We start from the raw sequence: 17,980 nt of genomic DNA on the forward strand, positions 1-17,980 counted from the left end.
TCCTCGATCCTGCCTGCGATCAGCGCGGCCTTCTTCGTGTGTCCCCACCCATGCAGCTGGCGTTCCCGCTGGTATGCCTCCTCGATGCTCTCGAAGTGCTCGGTGTAGACAAGGATCACCGGGCGCCTCTTGCTGGTGTAGTTGGCACCCCACCCACAGTCGTGATTGTGCTCCCACTCGCGCTGTGCGGGATCTCTCACGGTGCTGCCGGTGTAGTAGGTGCCGTCGCTGCATTGAAGGATGTCTACGTACGCCATCCGTCGAGGGTGACGGGCATCCGGCGCCCACCGGTCCCTGCGCCGCGCCGGTGTGGACAGTCAGCTGCTCTGAGGGCCATGTGCAGGGGCAAACGATCACTCGCCGCCCCGCCTCGACAGGCTCGGGGAGCGAAGGCCGGTCGCCGCGGCCGCGGCGTTTCACGTGAAACATCCCGTCGACACGCTCGGGAGGAACGGACGGGAACGCTCGCCGAGCCCGTCGAGGCGCAGGGGAGGCGGCCCCTCGACGAGCTCGGGGAGCGAGCGCCCCTCCCTCGGCGCGTCCACTTGAACAACCCCTCGACAAGCTCGGGGAACGGACGGGCGCGGCCGCCGAGCCCGTCGAGGCGAACGGCATGGCCCGCCCCTCGACAAGCTCGGGGAACGCGGGACGGTCGCCAAGCCTGTCGAGGCGCGAGGGAGGACGCCCCTCGACGAGCTCGGGGAGCGAGCGCCCTGCCTCGGCGCGGTCACCGAACAGCCCCTCGACAAGCTCGGGGAGCGGGTCGGGGGGTCGCCGAGCCTGTCGAGGCGCCGCCGCGGAGGCGCACGGCGCGTTTCACGTGAAACGCGGGTCAGCGAACGGTGGCGCGCACCACGCGGGTGGGCTCGGCCAGCACGCCCTCGCCCACGACCTCGACACGCACGTCCTTCAGGTGGAACCGGCGGATCTGCTTCGCCGCGGCCGCGATCTCGGCCGGCGCATTCGCGCCCTTGAGCAGCACGAGCTCGCCGCCGTCTCGCACCAGCGGCGCCGTCACGGGGATGAGCGTGCGCAACGCGCTCACCGCGCGGGCGGTGACGGCATCCAGCGTCCCGCGGCCGCTCCACTCCTCGCCGCGCGCGCGCACGACCTCCACGTTCGTCAGCCCCAGCGCGGCGACCTGCTCCTCGAGCCACGTCACGCGTCGTTCCATCGGCTCGATGAGCACGAACTCCACATCGGGCCTCGCGATCGCGAGCACGAGACCGGGCAGCCCCGCCCCCGAGCCGACGTCTCCCACCCGCCCGTGGAACAGGGGAGCGACGATCGCGCTGTTGAGGATGTGCCGGCTCCACAGGCGGGGAAGCTCCAGCGGCCCGATCAGCCCGCGCTCTTCGCCCTCTGCCGCCAGCGCAGTCGTGAAGTCGCGGGCGAGTTCGATGCGGTCACCGAACACCGCGGCTGCGGCATCCGGCTCCTGCTCGAGCGCGGTCACGCGCGACGGATGACGGTGTGCCGGTCGGCGCCCTCGCCGAACGACTCCGAGGTGAATCCGCGCTCGGCCACGATGTCGTGCACGAGCTTGCGCTCGTAGCTCGACATCGCCGGCAGCGACGCCTGCGACGCGCCCTCGTCGAGCCGGGCCACGGCACGGTCGACCAGGCGCTCGAGCTGCGCGCGTCGCGCGTCGCGCGATCCGCCGATGTCGAGGATCAGCCGCGAGAAGCGGCCGGTGCGGTTCTGCACCGCGAGGCGGGTGAGCTCCTGCAGCGCCTGCACGGTTTCGGGGTCGGACAGCAGCGACAGCGAGCCGTCGCCATCGGCCTCGACCGAGACGTACGCGCGACCGGCGCGCACGTCGAGCGACAGGTCGCCGCCGATGTCGGCGATGTCGAGCAGCTCCTCGAGATAGTCGGCCGCGATATCCCCCTCTTCCTCGAGCTGGGCGATCGTTGCGTCCTCGTGCTCAGCACGAACGGTGTTGCTCTCTGACATGTCTTCCTCGTCCATCTCGGCAGTGGCTACGGGTTGGCGGGCTTCCCGGGCGGTTTCCCGCCGCCCTTCTTCTTCGCACGCTGCTTGCTCATCGGCTGCTGCCGCTTCGGCGTCTCGGCCTTTGCGCGCTCGGCCTCCTCGAGGAGGCGCTTCTGCTCAGCCTCGTACTTGGCCATCGGCACGACCTTGCCGCTGGAGTCGATGGCCTTGCCCTTGCGAGCCAGGCGCTCCTCGCGCTGCTTCGCCGCCTCGGAGCCGGGCGTGGGCATCTCGCGGATGACGAGGAACTGCTGTCCCATCGTCCAAAGGTTCGATACGAACCAGTAGATCACCACGCCGAGCGGGAAGAAGACTCCCGAGAAAATGAAGCCCAGCGGCAGGATGTAGAGCATGATGCGCTGCATCTGGTACGCCTGGCCGGTCTTGGCCTCGGGGGACAGGTTCTTCGAAATGATCTGCAGCTGCGTGAAGAACTGCGAAGCGATCATCAGCACCACCAGCACGATCAGCAGGACGATCGCGGGGACGTTCTCGGTGTTGAACGCATCGATCAGCGTCTCGTGCAGCGAGACCACGCCGAACAGCTTCGCGTCGTAGAACTCCTCGGTGAGCTCCGGCGAGAGGACCCCGACGCCGCCGAGCCCTTGGCCGGCGTTCACCTTGATCGAGCTGAGCACGCTGTACAGCGAGAAGAAGATGGGCATCTGCACGAGGATCGGCAGGCAGCTCGACACCGGCGTGGTGCCGTGCTTCTTGTACAGCGCCATCGTCTCGCGGCTCATCGCCTCGCGAGACAGCTGATCGCGCTTGCCCTTGTACTTCTCCTGAACCTTCTTCAGCTCAGGGGCGATCTCCATCATCTTGCGCTGCGACTTGATCTGCCGCACGAACAGGGGGAAGACCGCCGCACGCACGACCACGACCAGACCGACGATCGACAGCACCCAGGTGATGCCGTCTCCGGCCGGCAGCCCGATCGCGGTGAACAGCCAGTGCCAGGCCACGAGGATCAGCTCGACCGCCCATTTCAGCGGCCAGAGGATGATTCCGAGAAAATCCACGGATCAGTCCTTTCCAGGGGGAGTGGGTACGACGAACCCGTGGCGGGTCAGACCGTAGCGGAAGTCCTTGCGCGGCGGCACGTCGTCGATGCCGCCCTTCGCCCAGGGGTGGCAGCGGGCAAGGCGCGCTGCGGTCAGCGCCGAGCCGACGATCGCGCCGTGCTGCTGCACCGCACCGACCGCGTAGGCCGAGCACGACGGGAAGTACTTGCACACGTCGCCGTAGGTGTGCGAGATCGTCGCGCGATATCCGTGCAGCAGCGCCAGCGCGAGGTTGCGCGGGACCAGCGGCAGCGAACGCACGAGGTCGGATGCCTCGAAGCGCGCTTCTCCGCGGGCGGTCGCCGGAAGGACGCTCACGCCGCCCTCCTCAGACACCGGTGCACCTCGTCGCGCAGCTGCGGGAAGGTCGCGGATGCTGCAGCGGGCAGCGCGCGGATGACGACGTCCGTTCCGGGGCGGACCTCCGGCAGCGCCGCGGCGCACACCGCCTTCAGCCGGCGCCGCACCGTGTTGCGCACGACCGCCGTGCCGACCTGTTTGCTCACGATGAAACCGAACCTCACAGCCGTGGTCTCGGACGAGGCCAGGACATGCGTCACGGTGTGCGCTCCGGCACACCGTGAGCCCCGCCGCACGACCGTCTTGTAGTCGGAACCGCGGGTCAGTCGATTCGGCCTCGCGAGCACCTACGCCGACAGCTCGGTGCGGCCCTTGGCGCGGCGGGCCGACAGGATGGCGCGGCCGGCGCGGGTGCGCATGCGGGCGCGGAAGCCGTGCTTGCGGGCGCGGCGGCGGTTGTTGGGCTGGAACGTGCGCTTGCTCATGGATCACTCCGGAGGTTCGGTCACCGGGAACTCTGCGACCGGAGACGACGTGGACGGGACATGCCGATAGGCACAAGTCAACCGATTAAGGCTACGTCCTCGGCGTTCCGTTGGCAAACCCGGCGGCTGTGAGAACGCCATTATCCACACGAAGCGGCTGACCCCTGGCAGGGACACGCGCCCCCGTCATACAGTGGAGTTTGCCCTGCAGTCACGGCCTGACTACCGTGTCTCAGGCAGTTATCCACAGGCTGCGCGTGCGACGGACGGCGATGGTCGACGACGACCTGTGGCGTTCGCACACCCGGGGGGGCCATGACACCGCAGGATCAGCCAGACGTACCTATCTGGTCGGCGGTGCTCGACATCCTCTCCCGCGACGAACGCGTGACGCCGCAGCTGCACGGCTTCCTCGATCTCGCGGTACCGCAGGGCGTGATGGGCGGGATCCTCTACCTCGACGTCCCCAACGACCTCACCGCCGCGCAGCTGAACAAGCGCATGCGACCCTCGATCCTCGAAGCGGTCGGCGCCGCCGATCCCGACGGGTCGGTGACGAGCTATCGCGTCGTCGTGAACCCCGAGCTCACCGACTCCCACCTGACCGCGCCCATCCCGCTGCAGCACCTGGCGCCGGCCGCAGCACCGCCGACCCCGCGGACCGAGCAGCCGATGGATGCCGCGGCGCCCCGCACCGACACCCGGCTGAACCCGAAGTACACGTTCGACAACTTCGTCATCGGCCAGTCGAACCGGTTCGCCCATGCCGCCGCGGTCGCCGTGGCCGAAGCACCGGCGAAGGCCTATAACCCGCTCTTCATCTACGGCGACTCGGGCCTGGGCAAGACCCACCTGCTGCACGCGATCGGCGACTACGCGCTGAGCCTGTACTCCGGGATACGCGTCCGGTACGTGTCCAGCGAGGAATTCACCAACGACTTCATCAACTCGATCGCCAACAACCGCGGATCGGCCTTCCAGGCGCGCTACCGCGAGGTCGACATCCTGCTGATCGACGACATCCAGTTCCTTCAGGGCCGCGCCGAGACGCAGGAGGCGTTCTTCCACACCTTCAACACGCTGCACGACCACGACAAGCAGGTCGTCATCACCAGCGATGTGCCGCCACGTCAGCTGACCGGCTTCGAAGACCGCATGCGCAGCCGCTTCGAGTGGGGTCTGATCACCGATGTGCAGGCTCCCGACCTGGAGACCCGCATCGCCATCCTGCGCAAGAAGGCCCAGAGCGAGCGGCTGCAGTTCCCCGACGAGGTGCTCGAGTACATCGCCACGGTCGTCTCGTCGAACATCCGGGAATTGGAAGGCGCCCTCATCCGCGTCTCCGCGTTCGCGAACCTCAACCGGTCGACCCTCGACATGTCGCTCGCCCAGACGGTGCTGCGCGACATCGTCGACCAGAGCGACGCCAACGTCATCTCGCCGACCGACATCATCACGGCGACCGCGCAGTATTTCCAGCTCACCGTCGACGACCTGTACGGCTCGAGCCGGTCGCAGGCGGTCGCCCTCGCACGCCAGATCGCGATGTTCCTGTGCCGCGAGCGCACCAACCTGTCGCTCCCGAAGATCGGTCAGCTCTTCGGCAATCGCGATCACACCACGGTCATGTACGCGCACCGCAAGATCAGCGATCTGATGAAGGAGCGGCGCTCGATCTACAACCAGGTCACCGAGATCACCACGCAGCTCGGACGCACGCGCTGACCCGCACCTTTCATATTCCCCGATCTGTCCTTGACATCTCCGCGAGGACGCCACTACATTCCACTTCTGCACAGTGTGGACAACCTGTGGATAACTGTGGATCGCGCGCCCCGGACTGTGCATGGATCCGGTGCTCCATGTGGAGAGCCGGCCACCGGCATCCCGCCTCTTCCGGACCCGCTCCCATCGCCTCCACATCTCACAGCGATGTAGTTCCCACACGCCGGCTGGGATCGCGCCGGTCGTCCACAGTTCACACAGGCGTTAAGACCATTAACGGGATCTTCTCTTCAAGGGGCTCATCCGATCACCGTGACCGTGACGGCATGCGGGCTCTGGCGCCGCGGGCGCCGGGCACTAGCATGGGTTACCCAAGCCCCAGGACGACAAGGGAGTGCCGGTGAAGTTCCACGTGAACCGCGATGTCTTCAGCGAGGCGGTCTCGTTCGTCGTGAAGCTGCTGCCGCAGCGCAACCCGCAGCCGATCCTCGCGGGCGTGCTGATCGAAGCCGGTGACGAGGGGCTCTCGCTCGCGGCCTTCGACTACGAGGCGTCGGCCCGGACGGTCATCGAGGCGTCCGTCGACGAGCCGGGCACCATCCTCGTGCACGGGCGGCTGCTGTCGGAGATCGCCAGTCGCATGCCCAACCAGCCGATCGAAGTGGCCGTCGACGAGGACGGAGCCATCGTGCTCACCGGGGGATCCGCGCGCTTCACGCTCGCTTCCATGCCGGTGCAGGAGTACCCGGCGATCCCCGAGGTGACCGGTGAGTCCGGGCTCGTGCCGGCGGACGATTTCGCGACGGCCATCGCACAGGTGGCGTTCGCGGCATCCCGCGACGATGTGACCCCGGTGCTCACGGGCGTCCAGCTCGAGGTCAGCGGAACGCAGCTGAGCCTGGTCGCCACCGACCGGTACCGGGTCGCGCTGCGCGACATCCCCTGGGACGGCGGCTCGGCCGCGGGCGAGGAGACCACGACCGCCCTCGTGCCTGCGCGCACCCTGCAGGAGGTCGGCAAGACGTTCTCGCACGGCGGCGACATCTCGATCGCGTTCTCGGGCGCAGGCGATCGTGAGATCGTCGCGTTCACCGCGGGAAACCGCACGGTCACGTCGCTGCTGATCAAGGGCAACTTCCCGCCGGTGCGGCGCCTGTTCCCCGAGCAGACCGACCATCACGCCGTCGTGAACACGGGCGATCTGCAGGAGGCCGTGCGACGGGTGTCGCTGGTGCTCGACCGGGCGGCGCCGCTGCGGTTCACCTTCACGGCCGACAGCGTGACGATGGATGCCTCGGGCAGCGAGCAGGCGCGGGCGTCGGAGTCCGTCGATGCCACGCTTCTGGGTGGCGACGACGTGACGCTCGGCCTGAACCCGCAGTATCTGCTCGAGGCGCTCGGGGCGGTGCGCAGCGAGTTCGTGCGCATCACCTTCACGTCCAGCGAGAACGCCAACAAGCTCAGCCCCGTGCTGATCACCGCGCAGACCTCGGTCGAACGGTCGGACGCAGACACCTTCAAGTACCTGCTGCAGCCCAACCTCCTGCTGCGCTGACGCCCCGCCCGCATAGGGTGATGGGGTGATCGTGGAGCGGCTCGGACTGGTCGACTTCCGCAACTACGCGGAGGCCGACGTCGAGCTGCACCCGGGGCCGAACGTGTTCGTCGGCCGCAACGGTCAGGGCAAGACCAATCTGGCCGAGGCGATCGCGTTCCTCGCCACCCTCGGTTCGCATCGGGTCGCCACAGACGCGCCCCTCGTGCGCGAGGGCAGCGATGCCGCGTTCGTGCGCGCCCGGCTCGGCCACGGCGAGCGGCGCATCACCCTCGAGGTCCAGATCAACCGGCAGGGGTCGAACCGCGCGCGCATCGGCGGCGCGCCGGTCAAGCCGACCGAGCTTCCCCGCCACGCGCACGTGGTGCTGTTCGCCCCCGAAGATCTGCAGATCGTGCGCGGCGATCCGTCGGCGCGGCGCCGGTTCGCCGATCAGCTTCTGGTGCAGCGCGCCCCCCGCCTGGCGGGTGTGCTCGCCGACTACGACCGGGTGCTGCGTCAGCGCAATGCGCTGCTGAAGTCCGCACGGGCGCGCGGCATCCGCGGCGACGGCCTGGCGACCCTCGATGTGTGGGACGAGAAGCTCGTGACTCTGGGGGCGGAGCTGATCGTCGCGCGGGAGCGGCTCACCGCGGAGCTCTCCGGTCCGATGCACGCCGCGTACACGGCGATCGCCGGCGAAGATCACACGCCCGAACTGGAGTGGGCGCTGACGGTCGTGCCGACGGCGCAGATGAGCAGGGATGCCGTGGTCGAGGCGTTCCGCGAGACCCTCGCCGCGCAGCGCGCCGAAGAGCTCGACCGCGGGGTGACCCTTGTCGGGCCGCACCGCGACGACCTGATCATGCGGCTGCGCGGTCTGCCGGTGAAGGGCTACGCCTCGCACGGCGAGTCGTGGTCGATCGCCCTGGCCCTGCGTCTGGCCGGAGCCGAGCTGCTGCGCGAGGATTCGATGACCGGTGACCCGGTCGTGATCCTCGACGACGTGTTCGCCGAGCTCGACGCCGACCGCCGGGCGCGTCTGGCCGCCCTCGTCGCGGACTACGAGCAGGTCATCGTGACCGCGGCCGTCGACGCCGACGTGCCGGCGGAGCTGCGCGCGAACGTGGTGCGGGTGCGGGCCGGCCGGATCGTGCGGGAGGATGCGGATGTCCGACCCGGCTGACGACCTGCCCGAGACCGTCGTCACCTACCTGCGGCTGCGCGGCCTTCCCCCCTCGGCCCGCCGGCTCAAGCGACGGCGTCGTCGCGAGGACGACGAGAACCAGCCTTTCACCGCCGGTCGCGACCCGCGCGGGCTGGGCGAGGTGATCACCTCGCTCACCCGGGAGGCGGGGTGGGAGGGCCGCCTGTCGCAGGAGGACCTGGTGCTGCGCTGGGCCGACATCGCCGGCGCGGAGACCGCGCAGCACGCGGCGCCGGTCGCGCTCAGCGAGGGGATGCTGACCGTGCAGTGCGACTCGACGGCGTGGGCGAAGAACCTGCAGTTCATCCGCTCGGCCATCCTCACCCGGATCGTGACGGAGCTGCCTGAGGCGGGCATCACCGGCATCCGCTTCATCGGGCCGGACGTACCCTCCTGGAAATGGGGCCCCAGAGCGATCCCAGGGCGCGGTCCGCGCGACACCTACGGCTGAGCCACCATCACGGCCATTCAGACCGCTTCTGGGGCGTCAGACGGGCGTATGGCGCTTTCCTCCGGTAGAATGGAGCGGATCTGAAACGTGAACAGGAGCGCTCGAACATCCATGACGTCATCTGCCTCTGAAAGCGTTCCTGAGGAACTCGCTGATTCTACGGCCGCCGCGTCTCTCAGCCACTACGGAGCAGACGACATCCAGGTGCTCGAGGGGCTCGAGGCCGTCCGCAAGCGCCCGGGCATGTACATCGGCTCGACCGGCCCGCGGGGTCTGCACCACCTCGTGTACGAGATCGTCGACAACTCCGTGGACGAGGCGCTCGCCGGCTTCTGCGACACGATCGTGGTGACGATCCTCGCCGACGGGGCGATCCGCGTCGTCGACAACGGCCGCGGCATCCCCGTCGATCCGCACTCGTCCGACCCGACCAAGTCCACCGTCGAGGTCGTGCTCACCGTGCTGCACGCCGGCGGCAAGTTCGGCGGCGGCGGGTATGCCGTCTCGGGCGGCCTGCACGGTGTGGGCTCATCGGTGGTGAACGCCCTGTCGAGCCGGTTCGACGTCGAGGTGGCACGCAAGGGATACGTGTGGCGCCAGTCGTTCCGCGACGGCGGCACGCCGCTGGCACCCCTCGAGCGCGGCGAGGAGACCGACGAGACGGGCACCACCATCACGTTCTGGCCCGACCCGGATATCTTCGAGACGGTGCACTTCGAGTACGAGACCCTGCGCACCCGGTTCCAGCAGATGGCGTTCCTGAACAAGGGGCTGCGCATCGATCTGGTCGATGAGCGCGAGGAGTCGGCCGAGCAGGTCGAGGTGGACGGCGAGCTGGTGACCCGCCGGCCTTCGGAGTCGTTCCTGTACGAGCGGGGCCTGGTGGACTATGTCGAGTACCTGAACCGCAGCCGGCGTGCCGAGGTGGTCAACGACCAGATCATCGAGGTCGAGGCCGAGGACACCGAGCGCAAGATCGCCCTCGAGCTGGCCATGCAGTGGACGACGGGATACACCGAGAACGTCTTCACCTACGCCAACACGATCAACACGCATGAGGGCGGCACCCACGAAGAGGGGTTCCGCGCCGCGCTGACCACACTCGTCAACAAGTACGCCCGGGCCAAGGGCCTGCTCAAGGACAAGGACGACAACCTCTCCGGCGACGACGTGCGCGAGGGCCTGACGGCGGTGATCTCGGTCAAGCTCGGCGAGCCCCAGTTCGAGGGTCAGACCAAGACGAAGCTCGGCAACACCGAGGCGAAGGCGTTCGTGCAGAAGATCGTCGGCGACCAGCTCGGTGACTGGTTCGAGCGCACCCCCGATCAGGCCAAGCTCGTCGTGCGCAAGGCGATCGATGCCGCCACGGCGCGCATCGCCGCTCGCAAGGCGCGGGAGACCGCCCGCCGCAAGAGCGTGTTCGAGTCGGCGTCCATGCCCGACAAGCTCAAGGACTGCACCTCGAAGGATCCGTCGATCAGCGAGATCTTCCTCGTCGAGGGCGACTCCGCCGGAGGCTCCGCCGTGCAGGGTCGCGATCCGCACACCCAGGCGATCCTGGCGCTGCGCGGCAAGATCCTCAACGTCGAGCGGGCGCGCCTGGATCGCGCGCTGAGCAACAACGAGATCCAGGCGATGATCGCGGCGTTCGGAACCGGCATCGGCGAGGACTTCGACGTGTCCAAGGCGCGGTACCACAAGATCGTGCTGATGGCCGATGCGGACGTGGACGGCCAGCACATCACAACCCTGCTGCTGACGATGCTGTTCCGCTACATGCGCGGGCTCATCGAGGCGGGCTACGTGTACCTGGCGATGCCACCGCTGTACCGGCTGAAGTGGTCGAACGCACCGCACGAATACGTGTACAGCGATGCCGAGCGCGACGCGCTGCTGGCCGACGGTCTGGCAAGCGGCAAGCGTATCCCGAAGGAGAACGGCATCCAGCGGTACAAGGGCCTGGGCGAGATGAACGACAAGGAGCTCTGGGAGACGACCATGAATCCGGAGACCCGGACCCTGCGCCAGGTGACGATCGACGACGCGGCCACGGCCGACCAGATCTTCACGACTCTCATGGGCGAGGACGTCGAGTCGCGCCGCCAGTTCATCCAGAAGAACGCGAAGGACGTGCGTTTCCTTGACATCTGACGACACTTCGACAGGCTCGGCAGGCGATCCGACCGGCGCCTCCGACAGCCACCAGCACGGCCGCATCGAGCAGGTCGACCTCCAGGCGGAGATGCAGCGCAGCTACCTCGACTACGCGATGAGCGTGATCGTGGGGCGGGCGCTGCCGGACGTGCGCGACGGCCTCAAGCCCGTGCACCGCCGCGTCATCTACGCGATGTACGACGGCGGCTACCGCCCCGACAAGTCGTTCTCCAAGTGCGCGCGCGTCGTCGGCGAGGTCATGGGCCAGTACCACCCGCACGGCGACTCGGCGATCTACGACACCCTCGTGCGCCTGGTGCAGCCGTGGTCGCTGCGCTACCCGCTCGCACTCGGTCAGGGCAACTTCGGCTCGCCCGGCAACCAGGGCGCCGCCGCGCCGCGGTACACCGAGACCAAGATGGCTCCGCTCGCGCTCGAGATGGTGCGCGACATCGAAGAGGAGACCGTCGACTTCCAGGACAACTACGACGGCCAGACCCAGGAGCCGACGGTGCTGCCGGCGCGGTTCCCGAACCTGCTCGTCAACGGCTCGGTGGGCATCGCCGTCGGCATGGCCACCAACATCCCGCCGCACAACATGCGCGAGGTCGCCGAGGGCGCCCTCTGGGCGCTGGAGCATCCGGAGGCCACGCGCGAAGAGCTGCTCGAGGGCCTCATGCAGCGCATCAAGGGCCCCGACTTCCCGACCGGCGCGCAGATCCTCGGCACGCGCGGGATCGTGGATGCCTATCGCACCGGCCGCGGCTCGATCACCATGCGGGCCGTGGTCGAGGTGGAGGAGATCCAGGGCCGCACGTGCCTGGTGATCACCGAGCTGCCCTACCAGGTCAATCCCGACAACCTCGCGGTCAAGATCGCCGATCTCGCCCGCGACGGCAAGATCTCGGGCATCGCCGACATCCGCGACGAGACCTCCGGCCGGACCGGTCAGCGCCTCGTGATCGTGCTCAAGCGCGACGCCGTCGCCAAGGTCGTGCTGAACAACCTGTACAAGCACACCTCGCTCCAGGAGAACTTCGGCGCCAACATGCTGGCGATCGTGGACGGGGTGCCGCGCACCCTGTCGCTGGACGGATTCGTCACGCACTGGATCGACCACCAGATCGACGTCATCGTGCGCCGCACCGACTACCGGCTGCGCGAGGCGGAGAAGCGCATGCACATCCTGCGCGGCTACCTCAAGGCGCTGGACGCGCTCGACGAGGTCATCGCGCTGATCCGCCGCTCTCCCACCGTCGACGAGGCGCGCGAGGGGCTCAAGCGCCTCCTCGAGATCGACGACGACCAGGCCGACGCGATCCTGTCGATGCAGCTGCGCCGCCTCGCGGCGCTGGAGCGGCAGAAGATCATCGACGACGCGGCCGCGCTCGAGCTGAAGATCGCCGACTACAAGGAGATCCTCGCCACCCCGGCCCGCCAGCGCACGATCATCCGCGACGAACTCACCGAGATCGTCGCGCGCTTCGGCGACGAGCGCCGCACGAACATCCTGTACGGGTACGAGGGCGGCATGACCGATGAAGACCTCATCCCTGAGGAGGAGATGGTCGTCACCGTCACCCGCGACGGCTACATCAAGCGCACCCGCAGCGACAACTACCGCCCGCAGCACCGCGGCGGCAAGGGGGTGCGAGGGGCGCAGCTGCGCGCCGACGACGTGGTCGAGCACTTCTTCGTGACCACGACGCACCATTGGCTGCTGTTCTTCACGAACAAGGGCCGGGTCTACCGCTCCAAGGCGTACGAGATCGCCGAGGCGGGGCGGGATGCCAAGGGTCAGCACGTGCGCAACGTGCTCGCCCTCCAGCCCGGCGAGGAGATCGCGCAGATCCTCGACATCCGCGATTACGAGGCGGCGACCTACCTGGTGCTGGCGACCCGGGGCGGGCTCGTGAAGAAGACGCGCCTGACCGAGTACGACACCAACCGTCAGGGCGGCGTGATCGCGATCCGCCTGCGCGGCCAGGACGAGGAGGACGGCGACGAGGTCGTCAGCGCCATGCTCGTCGACGAGGACGACGACATCCTGCTGATCAGCCGGCAGGGCATGTCGCTGCGGTTCACCGCGACCGACGAGGCGCTGCGTCCGATGGGCCGGGCCACCGAGGGCGTGAAGGGCATGTCCTTCCGCGAGGGCGACAGCCTGCTGTCGGCATCGGTGGTCAGCGACGACGGGTACGTCTTCGTGGTGACCGAAGGGGGCTTCGCCAAGCGCACCGCCGTCGACCAGTACCGGCGGCAGGGGCGGGGCGGTCTGGGCATCAAGGTCGCCAAGCTCAACGACGATCGCGGCGATCTCGCGGGCGGGCTCATCGTGGACGAGGACGACGAGGTCTTGGTGGTTCTTGCCAGCGGCAAGGTGGTACGCTCCTCCGTGGCCGAGGTGCCTGCGAAGGGCCGCGACACGATGGGAGTCGTGTTCGCCCGCACCGCCGAGGGCGATTCGATCATCGCCATCGCGCGCAACTCCGAGCGGGGCCTGGTCGCCGACGAGGAGCCCGATCCGGCTCCCGACGCAGACGCTTCCACAGACACCCCCGAAGAGACGAGTACTGACGCATGAGCACGGTAGCCGACAAGCTCGCGAAGAAATCCACGCACCGCACCAGTGCCAAGCAGGTGCGGCTGCGGCTGGTGTACATCGACTTCTGGTCGGCGCTGAAGCTGTCGTTCCTCGCTGCGGTCGCGCTCGCGGTGGTCACGATCGTGAGCTTCCTGCTGGTCTACCTCGTGGTGCGGACCACCGGCGTGCTGAGCACCGTCGACGACCTCTTCCAGAGCATCTCGGACGGCGGGGTCTCGCTCGAGACGTACATCGGCTTCCCCCAGGTCATGGCCTTCGCGGTCGTCGTGGCGATCCTGAACCTCATCGTGGTCACCGTGCTCGGTGCGGTCGTGGCGGGCATCTACAATCTCGCGGTGAAGATCACCGGCGGCCTGCTGGTCGGTTTCACCTCCCACTGAGCCGGCCCGCGGGATTTCTGGAATGGCCCGCGCGTCGGGTAAAGTCTTGGAGGTTGACGGGGCTATAGCTCAGGCGGTTAGAGCGCTTCACTGATAATGAAGAGGTCCCAGGTTCAAGTCCTGGTAGCCCCACCACCCCGCCCAGGGGGCCTTAGCTCAGTTGGTAGAGCACCTGCTTTGCAAGCAGGGGGTCAGCGGTTCGAGCCCGCTAGGCTCCACACCACTCTCTCTCAGTCGTGCGCACCGATCCGCGCGCGCCGGAACGGGATGGAGCTCGCTGCGGCGAGGACCACCAGCAGCGACGAGATCAGCACCGCGATCCACGCACCGCGCGGTGTGGTCAGCGGCAGGCCGCCGACGGTCGGTACGGTCGCGATCATGCCGGCCAGCAGCAGGACGGAAACCACGCCGGCGGCGATGCGCGACCACAGCGGACCGCTCTGGCCGAGAGCGAAGCCGCCCGCGATGCCCATGACCGGGACGGCCAGCGCGCCGCCGCCGAGCCCGGTGGTCAGGAAGGTCCACAGGGCGCCCGGCAGGGCGAGGGTAACGACGGCGAACGCGAGCGGGGCGAGCGCGAACCACCGCAGTCCTCGTGTCCGGCCGGCACGCCGCCGCGCCTCGGCGACGCCCAGAAGTGCGCCGCAGATCGCGCCGGGCAGCAGGATCGCGACGAAGGTGCCGACCCAGCTGACCGTCGAGATGCTCTCGAGCTCGGCCATGTAGGCGCGCAGTCCGGCCGCCCAGGCGACGCCGGCCACCGCGCCCAGCGCGCCGAGTCGCCACACCGCCCCGCGCCGCGCATCGGCAGCCCGGCCGTCCGTGCTCGTCGTCGCATCCGTTGTCCTGGCCGTCGTCCTGGCCATGGTCCAAGGGTACGACCGACGGGGGGGGGTGGCGCACGAGGTCACATCACGGCACCGGGATCGACCGTCTGCGCGACGAGGAAGTGCCAGCCGATCCACCACCAGCACACGAGCATGGCCAGCTTCACCGTGCGGTCCGCGAGCGCGCGGTCGAACAGCTCGACGACCGTGGCATGGGGGTCGGCGGCGCGAGCCGCCCACGCCGACACGAGGAGCGCGGCGAGGCAGAGGAGGAAGACCAGGATGCCGGCGATCATCGTCGGCCTCCGCGGGTCACCAGGAACACCCCGATCGCCGTCCAGCACACCGCGAACGCGATCCGTCCCGGAGGCTGTGCCAGCAGCGGATCGAGCAGATCGCTGAGCGCGGGGTGTGCGGTGCGGCCGCCGGGTGTGATGCCGCCCAGCAGCACCTGGAGCAGCTCCCACAGGCACGCGACGATCCAGATCACCGCCCATGCCCAGGCCAGGCGCCGCAGCGCCTTCGGCCAGCGGGTGCGGGGACGGGGATCGGCAGTCGGGGCGGCGGCGACCAGCGCGAGCACGAGGATGACGAGGAACGTGATGCCGGCGAGCACGGAGTGGCGGGGCACGACCGCGACGGCGATCGCCACCGCTGCCGCGCCCATCGCCGTCACCGCCACCGCCGGGCGGCGCAGCCGCTCGAGCATCGGCAGGGCCCCTGCCGCCACGAGCAGCAGCAGCAGTGACGCGATGCCGAAGATCAGCGCGTCGCCGAGCTGCTGCCGCAGCAGCTGCACGACCCCGGTGATCGCGAGGATCGCGATCCACGCGATGGCACCGAGCGGATGGTCCCGCAGGTCCGCACGAGCCCGATCCGCGTTCTCGCTCATGCCTCCATCCTGGCGGGCTCAGCGCGTCAGCTGCAGTGTTCCGTCCACCGTGGTGATGGCTGCCGCTGCAGCGTCGCAGTCGAAGGGAGCGTCCGCATATGCCGCCGCAGCCGGCGTGATGGTCATGTCCGCACCCGATGCGGACATGACCAGGGTCGAGCCGATCCGCGTCTCCTCCACAGTCAGGACATCGGCATCCACGGAGTACACGCCGGTGTCGACGCCGTCGCGGCGGATGGTGACGGAGACGCCGTCGGCGATCGCCGAGATCACCCAGTCGCGGTACTCGGTGGTGAGCGACCCGTCCTCACCGAAGGTCAGCACCACCTCGCCGGTGACCCCCTTGACCTCGTCGCCGAACTCGCGGATGCTCGCCAGGAAGTACTCGTTGTCTGCGAGCCACGATCCGTGCAGGCAGTGCCCGGGATCAGCATCCGGCTCGGCCGTCGCCGTGTCCGGGCTCGCTGTGGCGCTCGCGGCCGGCGAACCAGCGGGAGGGGTTGCGGCATCCGTGCCGCAACCGACCAGCACCAGCGTGGTCGACGCGACGAGAGCTGTCCACGCGGTGCTGCTCATCGACGGGCGCATCCGGTCTCCTCAGCAGGCCACGGTGAGCGTGCCGGCGCTCGTGGACTCGGGACCGCCGCGGTGGAAGTCTGCCTCCAGCTCGAGCTCGCCGTCGCGGAACTGCAGCGCGTAGTCGCCGGCGAAGTACTCCGTGTCGAAGGTGTACGCGTCGTCGGACGACTCGAAGCGACTTGTGGCCCCCAGGTCGACCGAGACGCCTCCGGTCGTCGTGCCGTCCAGGACGAGGTCCACGTCCAGGTAGGCCGGCTCCTGGGTGCCGTCATGCTGACCGGGGCCGTGCGCGAGCGCGTCCGTCGCTGTCACCGCGCAGTGCGCGAGTGTGAAGGTGAACGTCGCGTCGTCCATCACCAGCTGGGCGGTCCCGGCGGTGTTCGACCCGGAATCCGCTTCCGGATCCGGCGGGGCGGCGTCCTGTCCGCCCGCGGGTGCGGCGCAGGCTCCGCACGCGAGCGCGACAAGGGCTGCGGACAGGACGGCGGCGCCCCGTGCGAGCGTCGAAAGAGGCAGGGAACTCATACCCGCCACGCTAGGGAAGGTTATGTGAGCATAATGAAAGCCGTGGCGCCGGGGGCTCTGGCGCGGGGGGAAGCTTCGCCGTGTGCGGTGGAGAAGGACGTGATCGAGCATGGGGCCGACCGTGTGGCCGACATCCGCAGTGCGCGAGGACAGCAGAGGCGACGATTCCCGGGCGGCTCTTCTCCGCCGGCTCTTCGAGAAGGGGGACACGCGCGCGCTCGACAGCGCACTGCTCGCGCAGCGCGGCTCCGATGCAGGCGCCGAGGGACACGAGACGCCCGCTGATTGGTACACCTGCCTGCGCACGATCCTCGACGGCGTCGTGGATCTGGCCGAACAGCAGATCGAGCAGAACTACCGGCGCACACGGGAGACGAGCTCGCAGGCCCTCGCGCTCTATGTGACGAGATTGGGCATGATCCGCTGGATGCAGAACAGCTGCGACGGCGTCGAAGAGGGCTACCTCGCCGCCCGTCGCGCGTATCCGCAGGAGGCGCTGTGGCCGGCGGCGCTCGCGTGGCTGTGGTTGCAGCAGGGGCGGCACGCCTCGGGCGAGGCCCTGGCACGCACCTTGCCTGCGGCGGACGACCTGCCGCGCGACCGCTATTGGCTGGCGACGGTGACGACCCTGGCCGAGATCGCACGGCACTCCGGCGCACGGGAGGACATCGCGCGGCTGAGGACGATGCTGCTGCCGTTCGCGGATCGCCTCGTCCCGGTCGGCGCCGGCGTCCCCTTCTGGGGCACCTGCGCGCGCACGCTGGGGCTGCTGGAAGAGCAGCTGGAGCTGTTCGACGACGCTCGCGAGCACCTCGAACTCGCCGTCGAGCTCACCGCGAGGGTCGGAGCCGTCGCATGGCACGCCGAAGCCCAGATCGAGCTGGCGGAGTTCGCCTTGCGCCACGGACTGGGCGACGTCCCCGCCTACGACCTGCTCGCCGAAGCGCGCGCGACGGCCCGGGCGCGCGGGTTCAGCGCACTCGCGCGCCGAGCCCGGTCCCGTCCGCAGGTCCGCGTCCTCGGACGCTTCGAGGTGATCTCACTGGCAGGGACACGGGCCCGGTGGTCTTCGCGCAAGGCCCGCGACCTGCTGAAGATGCTCGTCGCCGCACGGGGCGTCGCCACCTCCCGTGAGGTGTTCATGGATGCGCTGTGGCCCGGTGAGGCGCCGGCGGCGCTCGCCAATCGGTTCGCGGTCGCCGTCAACGTCATCCGGAGAGCGCTCGACCCGGAACGCCTGCGACCGGTGCAGCATCA

General features: G+C 68.9%; 20 protein-coding genes and 2 tRNA genes. 10 read left to right on the top strand and 12 right to left on the bottom strand.

Features of this window, described 5'->3' with window-relative positions; all coding sequences use genetic code 11:
- The 7 genes from ACIWQI_RS04455 to rpmH all read right to left on the bottom strand — a co-directional run.
- A partial coding sequence (locus ACIWQI_RS04455) for a GIY-YIG nuclease family protein (protein WP_396655910.1) occupies positions 1-257 on the bottom strand: 257 nt, incomplete at its 3' end.
- A 575-nt stretch (positions 258-832) separates the two neighbouring features.
- Complete coding sequence (gene rsmG / locus ACIWQI_RS04460) at positions 833-1,456, bottom strand: 16S rRNA (guanine(527)-N(7))-methyltransferase RsmG (protein ID WP_396655911.1); 624 nt, start codon at positions 1,454-1,456, stop codon at positions 833-835.
- Positions 1,453-1,956 carry a protein jag gene (locus ACIWQI_RS04465; RefSeq protein ID WP_396655912.1) on the bottom strand — a complete coding sequence of 168 codons (504 nt, stop codon included), beginning with the start codon at positions 1,954-1,956 and terminating at the stop codon, positions 1,453-1,455. The genes rsmG and ACIWQI_RS04465 overlap by 4 nt, the downstream gene beginning before the upstream one ends.
- A 26-nt stretch (positions 1,957-1,982) precedes the next feature.
- Positions 1,983-3,017 (bottom strand): membrane protein insertase YidC, encoded by a 1,035-nt coding sequence (yidC, locus tag ACIWQI_RS04470; protein ID WP_396655913.1) that lies wholly within the window; start codon positions 3,015-3,017, stop codon positions 1,983-1,985.
- Positions 3,018-3,020: 3 nt separating this feature from the next.
- Positions 3,021-3,377, bottom strand: a complete 357-nt coding sequence (yidD, locus tag ACIWQI_RS04475) for a membrane protein insertion efficiency factor YidD (RefSeq protein ID WP_396655914.1) — start codon at positions 3,375-3,377, stop codon at positions 3,021-3,023.
- Positions 3,374-3,706, bottom strand: a complete 333-nt coding sequence (gene rnpA, locus ACIWQI_RS04480; protein WP_396655915.1) for a ribonuclease P protein component — start codon at positions 3,704-3,706, stop codon at positions 3,374-3,376. Before rnpA ends, yidD begins: the two co-directional genes overlap by 4 nt.
- Positions 3,707-3,844, bottom strand: coding sequence for a 50S ribosomal protein L34 (gene rpmH / locus ACIWQI_RS04485; RefSeq protein WP_067947540.1), 138 nt, complete (start codon positions 3,842-3,844; stop codon positions 3,707-3,709).
- Positions 3,845-4,159: 315 nt separating this feature from the next.
- Between rpmH and dnaA the strand changes: the two genes are divergently transcribed.
- From dnaA to ACIWQI_RS04530, 9 genes are all read left to right on the top strand, one after another.
- Positions 4,160-5,569 carry a chromosomal replication initiator protein DnaA gene (dnaA, locus tag ACIWQI_RS04490; protein ID WP_396655916.1) on the top strand — a complete coding sequence of 470 codons (1,410 nt, stop codon included), beginning with the start codon at positions 4,160-4,162 and terminating at the stop codon, positions 5,567-5,569.
- A 400-nt stretch (positions 5,570-5,969) separates the two neighbouring features.
- Entirely contained in the window at positions 5,970-7,124 is a 1,155-nt protein-coding gene (dnaN, locus tag ACIWQI_RS04495; RefSeq protein ID WP_396655917.1) for a DNA polymerase III subunit beta, read from the top strand.
- Between the two features lie 25 nt (positions 7,125-7,149).
- The gene (gene recF / locus ACIWQI_RS04500; protein WP_396655918.1) at positions 7,150-8,289 is read left to right on the top strand and encodes a DNA replication/repair protein RecF; all 1,140 of its coding nucleotides are present in this window, start codon (positions 7,150-7,152) and stop codon (positions 8,287-8,289) included.
- Positions 8,267-8,761 (top strand): DUF721 domain-containing protein, encoded by a 495-nt coding sequence (locus tag ACIWQI_RS04505; protein ID WP_396655919.1) that lies wholly within the window; start codon positions 8,267-8,269, stop codon positions 8,759-8,761. Before recF ends, ACIWQI_RS04505 begins: the two co-directional genes overlap by 23 nt.
- A gap of 111 nt (positions 8,762-8,872) precedes the next feature.
- On the top strand, positions 8,873-10,912 hold the full coding sequence (gene gyrB / locus ACIWQI_RS04510; protein ID WP_396655920.1) for a DNA topoisomerase (ATP-hydrolyzing) subunit B: 2,040 nt from the start codon (positions 8,873-8,875) through the stop codon (positions 10,910-10,912).
- 64 nt (positions 10,913-10,976) lie between these two features.
- On the top strand, positions 10,977-13,499 hold the full coding sequence (gyrA, locus tag ACIWQI_RS04515) for a DNA gyrase subunit A (RefSeq protein WP_396656125.1): 2,523 nt from the start codon (positions 10,977-10,979) through the stop codon (positions 13,497-13,499).
- On the top strand, positions 13,496-13,900 hold the full coding sequence (locus tag ACIWQI_RS04520; RefSeq protein ID WP_396655921.1) for a DUF3566 domain-containing protein: 405 nt from the start codon (positions 13,496-13,498) through the stop codon (positions 13,898-13,900). The genes gyrA and ACIWQI_RS04520 overlap by 4 nt, the downstream gene beginning before the upstream one ends.
- Positions 13,901-13,958: 58 nt before the next feature.
- Positions 13,959-14,035, top strand: a tRNA-Ile gene (locus tag ACIWQI_RS04525).
- Between the two features lie 10 nt (positions 14,036-14,045).
- A tRNA-Ala gene (locus tag ACIWQI_RS04530) sits at positions 14,046-14,118 on the top strand.
- 12 nt (positions 14,119-14,130) lie between these two features.
- Here the strand turns inward: ACIWQI_RS04530 and ACIWQI_RS04535 are convergent.
- The 5 genes from ACIWQI_RS04535 to ACIWQI_RS04555 are packed head-to-tail and all read right to left on the bottom strand — an operon-like array spanning position 14,131 to position 16,723.
- Positions 14,131-14,766: a hypothetical protein gene (locus ACIWQI_RS04535; protein ID WP_396655922.1), complete on the bottom strand. Its 636-nt coding sequence runs from the start codon at positions 14,764-14,766 to the stop codon at positions 14,131-14,133.
- 41 nt (positions 14,767-14,807) lie between these two features.
- On the bottom strand, positions 14,808-15,023 hold the full coding sequence (locus tag ACIWQI_RS04540; protein WP_396655923.1) for a DUF6186 family protein: 216 nt from the start codon (positions 15,021-15,023) through the stop codon (positions 14,808-14,810).
- Positions 15,020-15,619: a hypothetical protein gene (locus ACIWQI_RS04545; protein WP_396655924.1), complete on the bottom strand. Its 600-nt coding sequence runs from the start codon at positions 15,617-15,619 to the stop codon at positions 15,020-15,022. The genes ACIWQI_RS04540 and ACIWQI_RS04545 overlap by 4 nt, the downstream gene beginning before the upstream one ends.
- Positions 15,620-15,637: 18 nt before the next feature.
- Complete coding sequence (locus tag ACIWQI_RS04550; RefSeq protein WP_396655925.1) at positions 15,638-16,195, bottom strand: hypothetical protein; 558 nt, start codon at positions 16,193-16,195, stop codon at positions 15,638-15,640.
- A 21-nt stretch (positions 16,196-16,216) separates the two neighbouring features.
- The gene (locus ACIWQI_RS04555; protein WP_396655926.1) at positions 16,217-16,723 is read right to left on the bottom strand and encodes a hypothetical protein; all 507 of its coding nucleotides are present in this window, start codon (positions 16,721-16,723) and stop codon (positions 16,217-16,219) included.
- 109 nt (positions 16,724-16,832) lie between these two features.
- Here ACIWQI_RS04555 and ACIWQI_RS04560 point away from each other — a divergent pair.
- Positions 16,833-17,980, top strand: a 1,148-nt coding sequence (locus ACIWQI_RS04560; RefSeq protein WP_396655927.1) for a hypothetical protein, incomplete at its 3' end; no start/stop codon positions are given.

Origin of the sequence: Microbacterium sp., from assembly GCF_044508325.1 — a bacterium.
Lineage (GTDB): Bacteria > Actinomycetota > Actinomycetes > Actinomycetales > Microbacteriaceae > Microbacterium.

What these genes read in the sequence shown, in the direction of transcription:
- ACIWQI_RS04535 (WP_396655922.1), bottom strand. Translation starts at nt 14,766, where the DNA reads ATGGCCAGGACGACGGCCAGGACAACGGATGCGACGACGAGCACGGAC.
- rpmH (WP_067947540.1), bottom strand. Translation starts at nt 3,844, where the DNA reads ATGAGCAAGCGCACGTTCCAGCCCAACAACCGCCGCCGCGCCCGCAAG.
- ACIWQI_RS04550 (WP_396655925.1), bottom strand. Translation starts at nt 16,195, where the DNA reads ATGAGCAGCACCGCGTGGACAGCTCTCGTCGCGTCGACCACGCTGGTG.
- ACIWQI_RS04545 (WP_396655924.1), bottom strand. Translation starts at nt 15,619, where the DNA reads ATGAGCGAGAACGCGGATCGGGCTCGTGCGGACCTGCGGGACCATCCG.
- ACIWQI_RS04540 (WP_396655923.1), bottom strand. Translation starts at nt 15,023, where the DNA reads ATGATCGCCGGCATCCTGGTCTTCCTCCTCTGCCTCGCCGCGCTCCTC.
- ACIWQI_RS04505 (WP_396655919.1), top strand. Translation starts at nt 8,267, where the DNA reads ATGCGGATGTCCGACCCGGCTGACGACCTGCCCGAGACCGTCGTCACC.
- ACIWQI_RS04520 (WP_396655921.1), top strand. Translation starts at nt 13,496, where the DNA reads ATGAGCACGGTAGCCGACAAGCTCGCGAAGAAATCCACGCACCGCACC.
- ACIWQI_RS04555 (WP_396655926.1), bottom strand. Translation starts at nt 16,723, where the DNA reads ATGAGTTCCCTGCCTCTTTCGACGCTCGCACGGGGCGCCGCCGTCCTG.
- gyrB (WP_396655920.1), top strand. Translation starts at nt 8,873, where the DNA reads ATGACGTCATCTGCCTCTGAAAGCGTTCCTGAGGAACTCGCTGATTCT.
- dnaA (WP_396655916.1), top strand. Translation starts at nt 4,160, where the DNA reads ATGACACCGCAGGATCAGCCAGACGTACCTATCTGGTCGGCGGTGCTC.
- ACIWQI_RS04465 (WP_396655912.1), bottom strand. Translation starts at nt 1,956, where the DNA reads ATGTCAGAGAGCAACACCGTTCGTGCTGAGCACGAGGACGCAACGATC.